The organism is Rhizobium sp. HT1-10 (assembly GCF_049472505.1).
GTDB lineage: Bacteria > Pseudomonadota > Alphaproteobacteria > Rhizobiales > Rhizobiaceae > Rhizobium.
In genome coordinates this window covers 237152-251877 of sequence record NZ_JBCEBQ010000005.1, presented here as the reverse complement: position 1 = coordinate 251877, position 14726 = coordinate 237152, and the positions used below count along the sequence as shown (strand labels likewise).

16 protein-coding genes are annotated in these 14726 nt (G+C 61.8%); 11 read left to right on the top strand and 5 right to left on the bottom strand.

The genetic code is table 11. The annotated features are described in order from the left end of the window. Positions 1-55: 55 nt before the first annotated feature. The 5 genes from VH564_RS15595 to VH564_RS15575 all read left to right on the top strand — a co-directional run bounded on the left by VH564_RS15595 (position 56) and on the right by VH564_RS15575 (position 4934). Positions 56-523 (top strand): peroxiredoxin, encoded by a 468-nt coding sequence (locus tag VH564_RS15595; RefSeq protein WP_423340759.1) that lies wholly within the window; start codon positions 56-58, stop codon positions 521-523. Between the two features lie 16 nt (positions 524-539). After that, positions 540-1373: a ferritin-like domain-containing protein gene (locus tag VH564_RS15590; protein WP_423340837.1), complete on the top strand. Its 834-nt coding sequence runs from the start codon at positions 540-542 to the stop codon at positions 1371-1373. 59 nt (positions 1374-1432) lie between these two features. Continuing rightward, entirely contained in the window at positions 1433-2752 is a 1320-nt protein-coding gene (locus tag VH564_RS15585) for a peptidoglycan DD-metalloendopeptidase family protein (protein ID WP_423340758.1), read from the top strand. 233 nt (positions 2753-2985) lie between these two features. After that, the gene (locus VH564_RS15580; protein ID WP_423340757.1) at positions 2986-4512 is read left to right on the top strand and encodes a DEAD/DEAH box helicase; all 1527 of its coding nucleotides are present in this window, start codon (positions 2986-2988) and stop codon (positions 4510-4512) included. Next, positions 4512-4934 (top strand): NUDIX domain-containing protein, encoded by a 423-nt coding sequence (locus VH564_RS15575; RefSeq protein ID WP_423340756.1) that lies wholly within the window; start codon positions 4512-4514, stop codon positions 4932-4934. The genes VH564_RS15580 and VH564_RS15575 overlap by 1 nt, the downstream gene beginning before the upstream one ends. A gap of 6 nt (positions 4935-4940) precedes the next feature. Here the strand turns inward: VH564_RS15575 and VH564_RS15570 are convergent, their stop codons facing one another. The 5 genes from VH564_RS15570 to VH564_RS15550 are packed head-to-tail and all read right to left on the bottom strand — an operon-like array spanning position 4941 to position 7446. Continuing rightward, positions 4941-5261 carry a TfoX/Sxy family protein gene (locus VH564_RS15570; protein ID WP_423340755.1) on the bottom strand — a complete coding sequence of 107 codons (321 nt, stop codon included), beginning with the start codon at positions 5259-5261 and terminating at the stop codon, positions 4941-4943. A 3-nt stretch (positions 5262-5264) separates the two neighbouring features. Then, on the bottom strand, positions 5265-5894 hold the full coding sequence (locus VH564_RS15565; protein WP_423340754.1) for a nucleotidyltransferase family protein: 630 nt from the start codon (positions 5892-5894) through the stop codon (positions 5265-5267). Continuing rightward, a complete protein-coding gene (locus tag VH564_RS15560) occupies positions 5891-6550 on the bottom strand; it encodes an XdhC family protein (protein WP_423340753.1) in 660 nt (219 codons plus the stop codon). The genes VH564_RS15565 and VH564_RS15560 overlap by 4 nt, the downstream gene beginning before the upstream one ends. A 32-nt stretch (positions 6551-6582) precedes the next feature. Next, a complete protein-coding gene (locus VH564_RS15555) occupies positions 6583-6957 on the bottom strand; it encodes an XdhC family protein (RefSeq protein ID WP_423340752.1) in 375 nt (124 codons plus the stop codon). A gap of 33 nt (positions 6958-6990) precedes the next feature. After that, positions 6991-7446, bottom strand: a complete 456-nt coding sequence (locus VH564_RS15550; protein WP_423340751.1) for a flavin reductase family protein — start codon at positions 7444-7446, stop codon at positions 6991-6993. 201 nt (positions 7447-7647) lie between these two features. Here VH564_RS15550 and VH564_RS15545 point away from each other — a divergent pair, with 201 nt between their 5' ends. The 6 genes from VH564_RS15545 to VH564_RS15520 all read left to right on the top strand — a co-directional run bounded on the left by VH564_RS15545 (position 7648) and on the right by VH564_RS15520 (position 14690). Next, the gene (locus tag VH564_RS15545; RefSeq protein ID WP_423340750.1) at positions 7648-8730 is read left to right on the top strand and encodes a branched-chain amino acid ABC transporter substrate-binding protein; all 1083 of its coding nucleotides are present in this window, start codon (positions 7648-7650) and stop codon (positions 8728-8730) included. A gap of 99 nt (positions 8731-8829) precedes the next feature. Further along, positions 8830-9516, top strand: coding sequence for a ribulose-phosphate 3-epimerase (gene rpe / locus VH564_RS15540; RefSeq protein WP_423340749.1), 687 nt, complete (start codon positions 8830-8832; stop codon positions 9514-9516). 79 nt (positions 9517-9595) lie between these two features. After that, the gene (locus VH564_RS15535; protein WP_423340836.1) at positions 9596-10009 is read left to right on the top strand and encodes a hypothetical protein; all 414 of its coding nucleotides are present in this window, start codon (positions 9596-9598) and stop codon (positions 10007-10009) included. Positions 10010-10098: 89 nt separating this feature from the next. Next, positions 10099-11400, top strand: a complete 1302-nt coding sequence (gene purB / locus VH564_RS15530) for an adenylosuccinate lyase (protein ID WP_423340748.1) — start codon at positions 10099-10101, stop codon at positions 11398-11400. Positions 11401-11479: 79 nt separating this feature from the next. Next, positions 11480-12034: an RBBP9/YdeN family alpha/beta hydrolase gene (locus VH564_RS15525; protein WP_423340747.1), complete on the top strand. Its 555-nt coding sequence runs from the start codon at positions 11480-11482 to the stop codon at positions 12032-12034. 454 nt (positions 12035-12488) lie between these two features. Next, positions 12489-14690, top strand: coding sequence for a putative bifunctional diguanylate cyclase/phosphodiesterase (locus tag VH564_RS15520; protein ID WP_423340746.1), 2202 nt, complete (start codon positions 12489-12491; stop codon positions 14688-14690). Positions 14691-14726 lie beyond the last annotated feature (36 nt).

Genomic DNA, 14726 nt, shown 5'->3' with positions numbered 1-14726 from the left:
TATATCTGCATACCCGCCATAGTCATTAAAATCCCGGCAAAAGAAAGGTTTTCCCATGGCTGAACTCAGTATCGGCGCGCCTGCGCCAGACTTTGATCTTCCGCGCGATGGCGGCGGTCAGGTCTCGCTGTCCGCGTTCGCGGGCAAGCCTGTCGTGCTGTTCTTCTACCCGAAGGACGACACCTCCGGATGCACGACCGAATCGCTCGCCTTCACCGCTCTCGCGCCGGAATTTCAAGCTGCCGGCGCGGTGGTAATTGGCATGTCGCCCGATTCCGTCAAGAGCCACGACAAGTTCATCAAGAAACATTCCCTGGGCGTCATACTGGCCGCCGACGAGGACAAGTCTGTCCTGGAAGCCTACGGCGTCTGGAAGGAAAAGAGCATGTATGGCAAAAAGTACATGGGCGTCGAACGCACGACGGTCCTGATCGGGGCGGACGGCCACATCGTCAGGATCTGGGAAAAAGTGAAAGTCGCAGGCCATGCGGAAGAAGTTCTACAGGCTGTGAAGGCCCTATGAGACGGGTAGCGTGACATTGGCCGGCAGCGAACCCACGGAGCTTGTCTCATTGCGCGGCGGCGCCATCGCGGCGATCCGGTCGCCCGACGTCGAGCGCAAGGCGGCTCTCGCCCAGGCGACCGCCGGCCGCTGGTTCGCCCGCACGCTGTCACTGCGCTCGCCTTTCGACCCGCCCCTGCCGGACCGTCCCGGCAGGCCGGCGAAGCCGGACCTCATTCCGCCGACCAAGATGGAAAAGCGATCGCTGCACAGCGTCAGGGGCCGGATCGCCCTGCTGCACGCAATCGCCCATATCGAACTCAACGCCGTCGATCTGGCTCTCGATATCGTTGCCCGATTTTCGACCGAGAAAGTCCCGAACTCCTTCTTCGATGGTTGGATGCAGGTGGCCTTCGAGGAGGCCAAGCATTTTCGGCTGGTCCGCCAACGGATGCAGCAACTGGGCGCCGATTACGGCGATCTTCCCGCCCATGACGGTCTGTGGCAGGCCGCGCATGCGACGCGGGGCGACCTGACCGCCCGGCTTGCCGTGGTGCCGCTCATCCTCGAAGCCCGAGGCCTCGATGTCACCCCGGCCCTGCAGGCCAAGATGCGCGAAACCGGCGACCTCGAGAGCGCCGCAGTCCTCGACATCATCTACAATGACGAGAAGGGCCACGTCGCGGTCGGAGCCAAGTGGTTCCGTTTTCTCTGCGCGCGCGAGAAACGCGATCCGGCAGCGACGTTCCAGGATCTGGTTCGGCAAAATTTCCGGGGCCCCTTGAAGGCGCCTTTCAACGATATCGCCCGGGCCGAAGCCGGCCTGACGCCGTCCTTCTACCGTGCGCTGACGGCGACAAGCCGCGGCTGAGAAGACGCCTCTACGATGGCATCGGCCGCCCCTCCGGAAAGTCTTTGTTAACCATATTCATGCCTAATCACCCCACGGCGCGCAGACGCTGTTTTGGGAGGGTAGCCGTGGCGCACGGACAGCAAAACCGGATATTCGGCAAGCGCAAACAGCAGCATGTCATCATCCTGGCAAGCGGCGACACGGTCCGGCACATGACCCTCCGCCCCTGGATGACGGCCGTTGCCATCGGCTGTATTGGCGTCTTTGCGATCGGCTATCTCGTTGCCACTTCCTACCTTGTGCTGCGCGACGACCTGATCGGCGCCACCATGGCGCGCCAGGCGCGCATGCAATATGATTACGAGGACCGGATCGCAGCCCTGCGTGCCCAGGTCGACCGCGTCACCTCGCGGCAGTTGCTCGACCAGCAGGTCGTCGAGCAGAAGGTCGACAAGCTGATGCAACAGCAGATGTCGCTGTCCACCCGCCACGGCAAGCTGGACGCACTTCTCGACCGTGCCGAAAGCTCGGGCCTCACCGGCAAGCCCGCCTCCAGCGCGGATCATGCCGAGGCGGCAGGCAGTCCGAAGGCGATCGAGCTGGCACTGGCCAATACGCGCCCGGCGGAAGTGACCCCTGACAATTCGACACTGGCCTATCTGCCGGCGACGGAAACGGTGGCCGACCACGCCGATCGGGTCTTCTCGAAGGTGACCCTCTCCCTCAAGCGTATCGAGCAGGACCAATTGAAGCGCATCAAGCGCCTGACAGACGGCGCGGATGATACCGCCGACAATATCCAGTCGATCATCAAGACGGTCGGCGTTGCTGTGCCGGTAGACGCTCCGATCGCAGACGACGAAGGCGGCGTCGGCGGACCGTTTCTGCCGCCGCAAAATGTCGATCAGTTCGACCAGTCGCTGGCCGACCTCGACACAGCGCTGACGCGACTTGAAACCGTCCGCGAGACGGTCGAGCAGCTGCCGTTTCGCAACCCGGCGCCGGGCAAGCTGATCACCAGCCCCTTCGGCAACCGCAAGGACCCCTTCTTCGGCAGGCTGGCGCTGCACCCGGGCGTCGACTTCCATTTCAACCCAGGCGAATCGATTCGGGCGACGGCGCCCGGAAAGGTCGTTTCGGCTGGATGGGCCGGCGGCTATGGCAATATGGTCGAGATAGACCATGGCGATGGCATTTCGACGCGATACGGCCATATGGCCGAGATTGCCGTGAAGGCGGGCGACGCCGTGACGTCGGGCGAGCAGATCGGACGTGCCGGCAGTACCGGGCGATCGACAGGCACGCATCTGCATTACGAAGTAAGGGAAAACGGGCGTCCGGTGGATCCCATGTACTTCGTCAATGCAGGCATAAAACTTGCCAGTTATATCAATTAGCCAGCTCTGCGATTAGCGCTTTGCCGGAGCTGATTTTGTCGCTATGAATATGACAGATTGGCAACAGATGCGTCGGTGCAGGTTTTTTCTTGGCTCGGTTCGCGGAGCACGCTGCTCTATTGCCTCATTTCCTTGACTTCGGAGCGTTTTGATACTATGTGCCGCTGCATTGCGGCATATAGCCTGTCGACTCATGTGCGGTCGACCAAACCGGAACGGAAACAGTTTTCCCTTTGACCACATTTGCTGACCTTGGCCTGAGCCAAAAAGTACTATCCGCCGTCACCGACGCCGGCTACACCATACCTACCCCGATCCAGGCCGGCGCCATTCCGTTTGCGCTGCAGCGTCGCGACATTTGCGGCATTGCGCAGACCGGAACCGGCAAGACCGCCTCCTTCGTACTGCCGATGCTGACGCTGCTCGAAAAGGGTCGTGCCCGTGCGCGCATGCCGCGCACGCTGATCCTCGAGCCGACCCGAGAATTGGCGGCCCAGGTCGCTGAAAACTTCGAGAAATACGGCAAGAACCACAAACTCAACGTCGCGCTGCTGATCGGCGGCGTATCGTTCGAGGAGCAGAACAAGAAGCTCGAGCGTGGCGCGGACGTATTGATCTGCACCCCCGGCCGCCTGCTCGACCATTGCGAACGCGGCAAGCTGCTGATGTCGGCGGTCGAGATCCTCGTGATCGACGAAGCCGACCGCATGCTCGACATGGGCTTCATCCCGGACATCGAGCGGATCGTCAAGATGATCCCGTTCACGCGCCAAACGCTGTTCTTCTCGGCCACCATGCCGCCGGAAATCCAGAAGCTGGCCGACCGCTTTCTGCAGAACCCCGAGCGAATCGAAGTGTCGCTGCCGTCCTCGACGGCAAAGACCGTGACCCAGCGTTTCGTCGCCTCGCATGGCAAGGACTATGAGAAGCGCGCCACGCTGCGCGATCTCATCAAGGCCCAGACCGACCTCAAGAACGCGATCATCTTCTGCAACCGCAAGGTCGACGTTGCCGATCTCTTTCGCTCGCTCGAGCGCCACGGCTTCTCGGTCGGCGCGCTGCATGGCGACATGGATCAGCGCTCGCGCACGACGATGCTGCAGAACTTCCGCGACGGGCAGATCCAGTTGCTGGTCGCCTCCGACGTCGCCGCGCGCGGCCTCGACCTTCCTGATGTCGGCCATGTCTTCAATTTCGACGTGCCGATCCATTCGGAAGACTATGTTCACCGCATCGGCCGCACCGGACGAGCGGGTCGCTCCGGCGCCGCCTTCACGCTGGTGACCAAGCGCGACAGCAAGTATGTCGACGCCATCGAGAAGCTGATCGATCAGAAGATCGAGTGGCTGAATGGCGATCTCAATGCGTTGCCGCCGGCTGAGGAAAGCAATGAAGCAGAGCGTCCGCGCCGCGGTTCAGGCCGCGACAAGGATAAGGAACGCGGTCGTGGCAGAGGCCGTTCGGCGTCGAGCCATTCCGCGCCTAAAGCTGATGTCGATGTGGCCGAGACCCATGTCGAACCCGTCGAAACAGTCCCCGTAGCAAAGGCCGAAGTTGTGAAGAACGAGCGCAAGATCGAAACCAGCAAGCCGCAGAACAACAATTCGCGTGGCAATTCGGGCCGTCCTTACCCGGCAAACGACGACAGCCGCGAGCGTCGCGCTCGTTACCATCGCGACCATGATGACGGTCCTACGCCGCTTGGCTTCGGCGACGATATCCCCGCCTTCATGCTCATCGTAACCGCCGCCAAGGCGTGATGACAGCGCCGGGCACTGATTTTCCTGGGCTCGGCACCGGGCTTGCCATCCTTCGCGACGGCAAGCTCCTGCTCTACAAGCGCATTAAGGCGCCGGAAGCCGGCTACTGGAATATCGTCGGCGGCAAGGTCGACCATATGGAGCCGGCAGCATCAGCCGCCAGGCGCGAGGCCGAGGAAGAAACCGGTCTTCTGATCGGCTCCATCGACACCCTCTGCACCACCGAACAGATCATTGCCGCCGATCACCAGCATTGGGTGTCGATTATCTATGCCTGTACGGACTTCAGCGGCGAACCGCGTCTGGTGGAGCCCGACAAGCTCTCCGATTTTGGCTGGTTCGGGCGCAACGACCTTCCGAGCCCGCTGTCAGCCTTTGCCAACGCTGCGATCGCCGAGCTCGGCGCAGATGTCTTCCGGTAGTATCGATTATTTTCCAACTCTCAGCGCCGCCTCGTAGGCGAGCCGCACCCAATGGGCCATGACCTCCGCATCGTCGAAGGCATCCTCCGGGATCGACCAGTACGGCATATTGACTGGCTTGCCGGTCTTGCCCTCGTAAGCCCAGCGTCTCGCACCCGCCGCCTCGAATTCTGGCGCGCTCACCGCGTCGGCCTTGAGCAGCATCTCGTCGCGAAATTCTAAGGCGATAATCCGCCCCTGGTGGTAGATCCCTTTGCCGCCGAACATCCGCCGGATCGACACTGGGCCCAGCGCTGAGAACATCTCCTCTATATCGAGCCTGTCCATGGTCTAATCCCCTAAAATTCCACCGGCTGCGATCACCGCTTCCGGCGTATCGACATCAAGACGGGCCGCGTCGCCGATTTCGACGTCGACGACAGGCAGACCGCAGGTCTTGATGATCTCACGCGCTCCACCATCGCCGGAAAGGCCTAATAACGCTGTCCGCAAGGAGATTGGCAGGACGACCGGATTGCCCCGTTTGCCGTTGGACATGGCCCGCACGATGGCCTGCCCGGACGCAACGCTGAACGCATCAATCAGCGCGCCGAGATCGGTGGGCGTCAAGAGGGGCATATCGGCCAACAGGATCAACACGCCATCGAACCTGTCGGCAGCGGCGGCTTCGAAACCGGTGATGACCGAGCCTGCCAGTCCGCTGGCGTAGTCGGCATTGTGGACGAGAGCGACATCGAGACCTGTCAGCGCGACCTCGATATCGCCATGTCTATGACCGGTGACAACGATGGTCGGCGCGCCTGTCGCAAGCGCCCGCTCCGCCATTCTGCGGACCAGTGGGACGCCGTCGAATGTTGCCAACAGCTTATGTGGTCCGCCCTCGCCCATGCGGCTTGCCTTGCCAGCCGCGAGCAGAACGATGGCCACGGAAGGCAAGGGGCCGGGCGCCACCTCCATCATATGCCCTCCGGAGGATCGAGCGGGCGGCGGCGTAACGATTGAATGATTTCGGCGAGAATGGCGACAGCAATTTCAGCCGGGTTGGAGGCCCCGATGTCGAGGCCGATTGGTGCATGGATGCGCGCCAGCTCTGCCTCGCCAAAACCCTTTGCCCGCAACCGCTCGAGACGCGCCGAGTGGTTGCGACGGCTGCCCAGCGCGCCGACGTAAAAGCTTCCTCCGCGCAGACCCGCCGCAATCGCGGCATCGTCGAGTTCGGGCAGATGGGCCACGGCGACGACGGCCGTGTAGGGATCGACCGCCAGACGATCGGCGGGCGAACCAACTAGCAGCCGACCTTCCTCGAAGCGAGCGGGCTGGGCAAATTCCTCGCGTGGCTCGATGATGCTGAGATCGAAGCCGCACAGGGCTGCTATCGGCGCCAGAGCGTCAGCGATACGCACCGCGCCGATCACCACGATCCGCACCGGCGGCAGGTGGACGTTCAGGAACAAGGACCGGCCTTCCATGTCCAGCTTTGCGGATTTGCCGCTTTGAAAAGCGCTGCTGACCGCAGCGGCAAGACCAGCCTCCACAGGCTCGCCTTCGGCCAGAAGCCGCTGCTCCCCGCTGCCGAGATCGGTCACGAGGACGGTGGCGCGGCGGGCGGCGCGCATAGAATTAAGCCGGCTCAGAATATGGCGGTCCATTAGCCGACTCTCTCGATATAGACCTCTATGTGCCCGCCGCAGGCAAGGCCGGCGTCACGGGCGACATCATCCGTGACGCGGAACTGGAGCAATTCGGCGCGACCCGACGCGATGGTCTCGATCGCAACGGCAATCACCTCGCTTTCGATGCAGCCGCCCGACAGCGAGCCGTGCGCGACACCATCTGCATCGATCACCATCCGGCTGCCGGCCGGCCGAGGCGCGGAGCTCCAGCTGTCGACAACGGTCGCCATGGCGACCCTTTTGCCCGCCTCCAGCCACCTCTCCGCTGTCGTCAGTACATCCTCATTTGCAGAGTTCGACATCGGATCTCCATCGTCGGTATCGGGCTTTTCAAGTGCAACCGCGATCATGCGAACGCCGGTTTGGTTGTCGATCGCCGAAGTTTATGTCCCCAGCGCATGATAGTCACGATGCATGTAGAGCAGTGCGGGACCGGGATCACTGAACCTGACCGCCACCACCTCGCCGAAAATAACATTATGGGTCGTGCCGCGCGTGACTTCGACCACGCGGCAATCGAACGCCGCCAAGGCGTCGACCAGAACCGGCGCGCCTGTGACCAGCGTATCGAAATCGCCTGCCGCAAAACGCTCTTCCACGGTAAGCTGCGCCCTGCCCGAAAACGCATCGGCCAACGCCTGGTGACGGCTGCCAAGGGTGTTCAGCGAAAAGATGCCGCTTTGCAGAAACAGGTCGTTCTTGGCATTGTGCCTGTTGAGGCAGACGAGAACGGTGGCCGGATCGTCGGACACCGAGCAGGCAGCGGTGATCGTCACGCCGCGGCGGATGCCGTCGAAAGTTGTCGTCACCAGTTGCACATGGCCGGCATATCGGCTCATGGCGTTTCTGTAATGGGCCGGATCCAGCGACTGTACCAAAGCGATCACTCCCGCCCTATGCTTCCAATTGCTGCAATATGGCGCGCAGGCTTTAGCTTTTCTACAATGCCGCAGCGAAAGCAGGCATCGATCCGCTTTTTCTTTGACGACAGGTGATGGATGGATAAAAGAACGGGAGAAGCAATCGGGATTGTCCTTCCAATGAACAGGCTGCGTCCAATTCTGCTATCGATGGCGCTGGTCTTTGCGGCGGGAAGCGGCCAAGCCGCCGGCATCAACATCGGCCTCGTCGCGCCGCAGAACGGTACATTCGCGCCGCTCGGCGCCCAGATCTCGGCTGGCGGCACTTTCGGGGCGAATGCCGGCCGGAACACCATCACACCGATCGACGAGCCCTGCAGCGAAAACAGCGGCCAGATGGTTGCCGACGCACTGATCAAGGCAAAGGTGCAGATCGCCATCGGCTTTCTCTGCAGCGAAACCCTGGAAGGCGCGCTGCCGCCCCTGAAGGACGCCGGCATCCCTGTCATCACCGTCTCCGTGCGATCGCATATCCTGATGGAAGATGCGCTGAAAAACGGCTGGCCGTTCTTCCGGCTGGCCCCTGCCGATAGTGCCGAGGCAAAGCGCATCGTCGGCGTCATCCTGCAGAACTGGGCGGCACAACCCCTGGCGCTCGTCGACGACGGGACGATCCATGGGCGCGAGCTGATCGACGCCGTGCGCACCGGCCTCGACGACAATGGCCTCAAACCAGTCTTCAACGACACGCTGCGCCCTGGACAGGACCAGCAGATCGGCCTTGTCCGCCGCCTTAAAAAGGCTGGCGCGACAGCCCTCGTCGTCGGCGGCGACCGCAGCGACGTGGCGATCATCGCGCGCGACGCAGCCAACGAGAAGATCCCGCTGCGGATCATGGGTGGCGATGCCATGCGGGCCGCCGACCAGCCCCTGCCGCTCGCCGATGGCGTGCTTGCGGTGACGATACCGGATTATGCCAGCCTTCCCGCGGCGGCAGAAACCGCGAATGCTTTGCGCAGCGGAGGTGTGGAGCCCGAGGGGTATGTGCTGCCGACGGTTGCCGCGGCCTTGATCGCCGATCAGGCCGTCACGGCGGCGTTGGCGGAAAAGGTCCCTGTTGCCGCCAAGCTGGTCGGCACGACCTGGCAGACACCGATCGGCCCCATTTCCTTCGGCAGCGACCATGAGCTGACGGAAAACCCCTATCGCCTTCTGGAGTGGCACGACCATCGCTTCCAGCCACCGCCCGCCCCCAGCAACTGAAGCCGGAGCGGACGACGATGGCTGCAAATGCCATATCGTTGCCGCCCGCGCCCTCCGATGCTAACAAAGTTCACACGCCCTGACGGAGTCTCCGATACCATGCCATTGCCGATCCGCATCGCCCCCTCCATTCTTGCCGCCGACTTCGCCAAGCTCGGGCAGGAAGTCCGCGACGTGACCGATGCCGGCGCCGACTGGATCCATCTCGACATCATGGATGGTCACTTCGTGCCGAACATCTCCTTCGGCGCCGATGTCATCAAGTCGCTGCGCAACTTCACCGACGCGACCTTCGATTGCCACCTGATGATCTCGCCGGTCGATGCTTATCTCGAAGCCTTCGCCAAGGCCGGCTGCGACCGCATGACGGTTCACGCCGAGGCCGGTCCGCACCTGCACCGCTCGCTGCAGACCATCCGCAATCTCGGCAAGAAGGTCGGCGTCACCCTCAATCCCGCGACACCGCTGTCGGCGATCGAAAACGTCCTCGACGATATCGACATGATCCTCATCATGTCGGTCAATCCGGGCTTCGGCGGCCAGAAGTTCATTCCGACCATGGCCGACAAGATTTTGAAGGCGAAGCAGATGATCGGCGACCGGCCGATCGAGCTCGAGGTCGACGGCGGCGTGACGCTCGACACCGCAGCCATGATCACCGCTGCAGGTGCCAATGTGCTGGTTGCGGGCTCCGCGATCTTCAAGGGAGGTTCTGTCGAAGCCTACCGCAAGACGGTCGGCGATCTGCGCGCTGCCGCCGAGCAGGGTCGCGTTGGCGCGGCTTGATCGGCCGGAAAATCTGGAGGCGGAGGGGACAGTCTCTCCGCCGCTTCGCTTTGCCGGAGCCCTCGCCTGGGGCTTGCTCATGGCGCTATCGGCGGCCTTTGCGCTCTACCGTCGCAACGGACTTCAGACCGACCGCCTCGAGGCCTTGCTCTTCGTCTTCTTCCTCGGCGGGGCGCTTGCCTGGCCGATTGCCTTGACGGCGGCCCGGCTCTGCGGTCGCGGGAGGCCCGTCGAGACACGCTTTGCGGCCTGCCTGCTTTGCTTGTCTATCGCCACCATGGCGATGACGGCCTTCCTCTTTGCCCTCGACTATCGTGTCTTCTATTCCCGCTGGCATGCGCCGCCGGGCTCGCTGATCTGGATGTTCCAGTTCGTCTTCACCGGTGCCAGCGCCGTCTACCAGTTCGGCATCCTCGGCAGCCGTCTGTTTCTGCCGCTCGGATTGCTCTGGTTGCCGGCCGCCAGCCTGTATCTTGCCCGTCGCATGCGATGAAAACAGGCGAAGCGTTGAGATTGTTCGCCGTCTTTGCTATGGGGGCGCCAACCCTTGAAATTCCTGCTGCAGAAGAAAGCTGAGAACTCATGATCCCGCGCTATTCCCGACCGGACATGGTCGCCATCTGGTCGCCCGAAACCAAGTTTCGCATCTGGTTCGAGATCGAAGCCCACGCCTGCGATGCTCTCGCCAACCTTGGCGTCATTCCTAAGTCGGCAGCCGAGACGATCTGGGAAAAGGGTGGCAAGGCAACCTTCGATGTCGATCGCATCGACGAAATCGAAGCCGTCACCAAGCACGACGTCATCGCGTTCCTGACGCATCTCTCAGAGATCGTCGGCCCCGACGCCCGCTTCGTCCATCAGGGCATGACCTCCTCCGACGTGCTCGACACCACCTTCAACATCCAGCTCGTGCGTGCCAGCGATCTGCTGCTGGCCGATCTGGACCGCCTGCTCGCGGCGCTGAAGACGCGTGCCTTCGAGCACAAGGATACGGTCCGTATCGGCCGCAGCCACGGCATCCACGCCGAGCCGACAACGATGGGCCTGACCTTCGCCCGCTTCTACGCCGAAATGGTCCGCAACCGCGCGCGGCTCGTCGCTGCCCGTGCCGAGATCGCCACCGGTGCCATCTCCGGCGCCGTCGGAACCTTCGCCAACATCGACCCGTCGGTCGAGGAATATGTCTGCGAGAAGCTCGGTCTCGAGGCCGAGCCGGTTTCGACCCAGGTGATTCCGCGCGACCGCCATGCGATGTTCTTCGCTACGCTCGGCGTCATCGCTTCGTCGATCGAAAACGTTGCCATCGAAATCCGCCACATGCAGCGCACCGAAGTTCTGGAAGCGGAGGAATTCTTCTCGCCCGGCCAGAAGGGCTCCTCGGCGATGCCCCACAAGCGCAATCCGGTTCTGACCGAAAACTTGACCGGTCTTGCCCGGCTTGTCCGCATGTCCGTCGTTCCGGCGATGGAGAATGTGGCGCTCTGGCATGAGCGGGATATCAGCCATTCGAGCGTCGAGCGGGCGATCGGACCGGACACCACCATCACACTTGATTTCGCACTCAACCGCCTGGCCGGCGTCATCGAAAAGCTGGTCATCTATCCCGAAAACATGCTTCGCAACATGAACAAGTTCAAAGGCCTGGTGATGAGCCAGCGCGTCCTTCTGGCCCTCACCCAGGCCGGTGTGTCGCGCGAGGATTCCTACCGGCTCGTGCAACGAAACGCCATGAAGGTTTGGGAGCAGGGCAAGGATTTCCTGGAGGAACTTCTTGCCGACGCGGAAGTGCGGGCGGCGCTCTCGGAAGAGGAACTGCGCGAAAAGTTCGACCTTGGCTACCACACCAAGCATGTCGACACGATCTTCCGCCGGGTGTTCGGCTGATCCCCGGAATGGCGGCAAAGGATAGCTTGCCGCCATCTCCTCTTCGATTGATTGTCACCGCTCTAGCATCGGCAGCACCATGAAAGTCTCTGAGGCAGATATCCTCATCGTCCCCGGCTACACCAACTCCGGGCCCGACCACTGGCAGACCCGCTGGGAGCAGAAGCTCAGCACGGCGCGGCGTGTCGAACAGGCCGAGTGGTCAAAACCCGTGCGCGAGGACTGGGCGGCGCGCATCGCAGAAGAGGTCAACGCCTCGACCAAGCCCGTGGTGCTGATCGCCCATTCGCTGGGTGTGCCCTCGGTGCTGCATGCCTTGCCGCTTCTCAAGAAGCCCATTGCCGGCGCGTTCTTCGTGGCGCCACCAGATGTCACCAACCCCGACATCCGCCCGAAGCATCTCATGACCTTCGGTCCCTATCCGCGCGATACCCTGCCCTTCCCGTCCATGACCATCGCCAGCCGCAACGATCCCTTCGGCTCCTACGAGCATGCAGAGGACATCACGCGAAGCTGGGGCTCGATGCTGATCGACGCGGGCGAGGCTGGCCATATCAATGGCGAGTCCGGCCATGGTCCATGGCCGGAAGGCACGATGGTCTTTGCACAGTTTCTGAGTAAACTGAAAGCTTGAGGCGGGGGCGGTTTCAGTAAAGCACCGCAGCGGTGCGCCACTTTAAGGTTGTTTAGAGCAAGTTAAGGCAGTTGCTCTATCGTGCGGCCAAACAGTGGGGGCGCATTTGACCTGGTTCTCAAAAGATACGCCGTTGGTCGGTCCGGTACCGTTAGCTTCTTTCGATATCCTCCACGGTATTTCGACAGCAACGATCGCAGTCTGCGCAAACGACCATCGGATTGTCTATGCGAATACCTCGTTCTGCCGGCAGTTCGGCTTTCCCGACAGTAGCGAGTCCCTAGACTGCTTGGTTTCTACCGCCGATCTGCCGCTGCTGAGGCGCCAGATTGCCAAGCTCCTAGCTTCCGGCGCGGCCGATCCGGCTCCGCTTCGTCTTCACCTTGCAACGGGCGTGGAGACGTGGTTTGCGACGTCATTTTCGAGGCTCCCGGCGAGCGCGGACTGCATCCTGATGCAGTTTATCGATAATCAGGCGAGCCAGCTCGCATCAGACGATCTGCGGGAAAGGGAAAGCCGCTGGAACGCCGCTCTGATCGGCTCTGGCCTCGGCGTGTGGGACCACGATTTCGCGACGGGCCGCATGACCTACTCAGATACCTGGCGTAGTATCCGTGGCTACGGTCCCCATGAGAGCCCGGATACTGCGCTCGAGAACTGGATCCTCTCCGTCCATCCCGACGACCGTGAAAACGTTGTCGTCTCGATCGAGCGGCAAAATGCCGGCGATCCGGCCTACAGCACCTTCGTCTACCGCGAGCGCCATCGGGATGGCCACTGGATCTGGATCGAATGCCGTGGCGCCTGTGTCGAGTGGGACGAAAACGGCGCGCCGACAAGGATCATCGGGACCGACACCGACGTTACCGCCCGTAAGGCGGCCGAGGAACTTTTAAACCAAACATCCCGGCGTCTCGACATCGCCCTCAAGATTTCCAGCATAGGCGTTTTCGAAGCCAATCTCGAAACAGCGGAAGTCGAGTGGGACGACCGTCTACTCGCAATCTATGGCCTGGAGAACACCCCGAGACTGAAACCCGCAACGGTTTGGAGGGATGCCGTTCATCCCGATGACCTCACCCGGGTCAATGCCGAAATTGAAAGCCATCTAAGATCCGGCGAAGCGGTCGAGCAGGAGTATCGCATTGTCCGGCCGGATGGCGCGGTAAGGGTCGTGCGCGGCCGGGCTGCCTTATTCAGCGACAGCTCCGGTCGAAACAAGATGATTGGCGCCAACTACGATGTAACCCCGGAAGTTGCCCTACGGGACGAACTGAAACAGGCCTATACGCTCGCGGAAGCACGAAACAGGGAACTCGAAACGGCGAAGGAGCGGATAGAACACATCGCCCTCCACGATCACCTGACCGGGCTGCCCAATCGGCGGTATCTCGACCGCGTCTTGTCCGTGCGCGCGGATGAGTGCCGGCGCGCGGGCTCCGTGCTCGTCATTCTTCACGTTGACCTCGACCGCTTCAAGCAGATCAACGACACGCTCGGGCACCGCGCCGGCGACACGATGCTGAAGCATGCTGCACACGTCCTCAATCAAGCCGTTTCCAGCGGAGATTTCGTCGCACGCATCGGCGGCGACGAATTCGTCATTGTGTGCACCCGCAAGACACTCTCCAAGAAAATCGAGAGCCTCGCAGCCCACGTTATCAGGGAACTCTACAAGCCGGTCCGATACGAGGGCCATGACATCCGTTTCGGCGCCAGCATAGGCATCGCCTTCGACAGCGGTTTCGAGTTGGACGCCAAGCAGGTTTTTCTGAATGCGGACATAGCCCTCTACCGTGCCAAGCGCGGCGGTCGCAATCGGCACGAATTCTTTTCCCTCGACGCACGACAGCACATCGTCACCACCAAACGCGTGTCCGACGAGATCCTGGAAGGCCTTGAGCTTCGGCAATTCCGCCCCTACTACCAACCGCAATTCTGCGCCCATACGCTGGATGTGGTGGGCGTGGAGACCCTCGTGCGCTGGCACCATCCCCAAAAGGGTATCCTGACACCCGACCACTTCTTGCCGGTTGCCGAGGATCTGGATGTCGTCGGCATCCTCGATGGCCAGGTCCTCGAACAGGCCTTGGACGACCGGCGCCTCTGGAACGAAATGGGCGTCGAGTTTCCGAGAATCTCCGTCAATGTCTCGGCAAGGCGCCTTGCCGACCCTAACCTGGCAAAAATCCTTCGGGCTCTGGAGATAAAGCCAGGCACCGTTTCGTTCGAACTTCTGGAATCGATCTCCCTCGACAATTGCGACGAGGAATCGATCGCCAATCTGAAATTGCTGCGACGGATCGGCATCGATATCGAGATCGATGATTTCGGCACTGGTCATGCCTCGATTGTCAGTCTTCTCAGACTCAGCCCGAAGACGCTGAAGATCGATCGGGAACTCATCAAGCCGCTAACGAAATCGGCGGAACAGCGACGGCTGGTCGGTTCGATCATAGAGATCGGCCGCTCACAGAATATCCGGGTGACGGCGGAAGGCGTGGAGACGATGGAACATGCCCGCATTCTGGCCGAGCTTGGCTGCGATAGCCTGCAGGGCTACGCTTTGGCGAAGCCGATGCCGGCCTCCGAGATACCGCAGTTCATCCTCGGCCAAAGCTGGCGGGAAAAGGACCGGCCCATCCAGGCGGCCTAGACAAGGCAGGTTAGCGCCGTTGCGCAATCCCAGTGC

Excerpts from the sequence above, each read along its gene's own strand:
- VH564_RS15570 (WP_423340755.1), bottom strand. The coding sequence starts at position 5,261 with ATGGACAGGCTCGATATAGAGGAGATGTTCTCAGCGCTGGGCCCAGTG.
- VH564_RS15595 (WP_423340759.1), top strand. The coding sequence starts at position 56 with ATGGCTGAACTCAGTATCGGCGCGCCTGCGCCAGACTTTGATCTTCCG.
- VH564_RS15575 (WP_423340756.1), top strand. The coding sequence starts at position 4,512 with ATGACAGCGCCGGGCACTGATTTTCCTGGGCTCGGCACCGGGCTTGCC.
- VH564_RS15560 (WP_423340753.1), bottom strand. The coding sequence starts at position 6,550 with ATGCGCGCCGCCCGCCGCGCCACCGTCCTCGTGACCGATCTCGGCAGC.
- rpe (WP_423340749.1), top strand. The coding sequence starts at position 8,830 with ATGCCATTGCCGATCCGCATCGCCCCCTCCATTCTTGCCGCCGACTTC.
- purB (WP_423340748.1), top strand. The coding sequence starts at position 10,099 with ATGATCCCGCGCTATTCCCGACCGGACATGGTCGCCATCTGGTCGCCC.
- VH564_RS15535 (WP_423340836.1), top strand. The coding sequence starts at position 9,596 with ATGGCGCTATCGGCGGCCTTTGCGCTCTACCGTCGCAACGGACTTCAG.
- VH564_RS15565 (WP_423340754.1), bottom strand. The coding sequence starts at position 5,894 with ATGATGGAGGTGGCGCCCGGCCCCTTGCCTTCCGTGGCCATCGTTCTG.
- VH564_RS15525 (WP_423340747.1), top strand. The coding sequence starts at position 11,480 with ATGAAAGTCTCTGAGGCAGATATCCTCATCGTCCCCGGCTACACCAAC.
- VH564_RS15555 (WP_423340752.1), bottom strand. The coding sequence starts at position 6,957 with ATGATCGCGGTTGCACTTGAAAAGCCCGATACCGACGATGGAGATCCG.
- VH564_RS15545 (WP_423340750.1), top strand. The coding sequence starts at position 7,648 with ATGAACAGGCTGCGTCCAATTCTGCTATCGATGGCGCTGGTCTTTGCG.
- VH564_RS15520 (WP_423340746.1), top strand. The coding sequence starts at position 12,489 with ATGCAGTTTATCGATAATCAGGCGAGCCAGCTCGCATCAGACGATCTG.
- VH564_RS15585 (WP_423340758.1), top strand. The coding sequence starts at position 1,433 with ATGCCTAATCACCCCACGGCGCGCAGACGCTGTTTTGGGAGGGTAGCC.
- VH564_RS15550 (WP_423340751.1), bottom strand. The coding sequence starts at position 7,446 with ATGAGCCGATATGCCGGCCATGTGCAACTGGTGACGACAACTTTCGAC.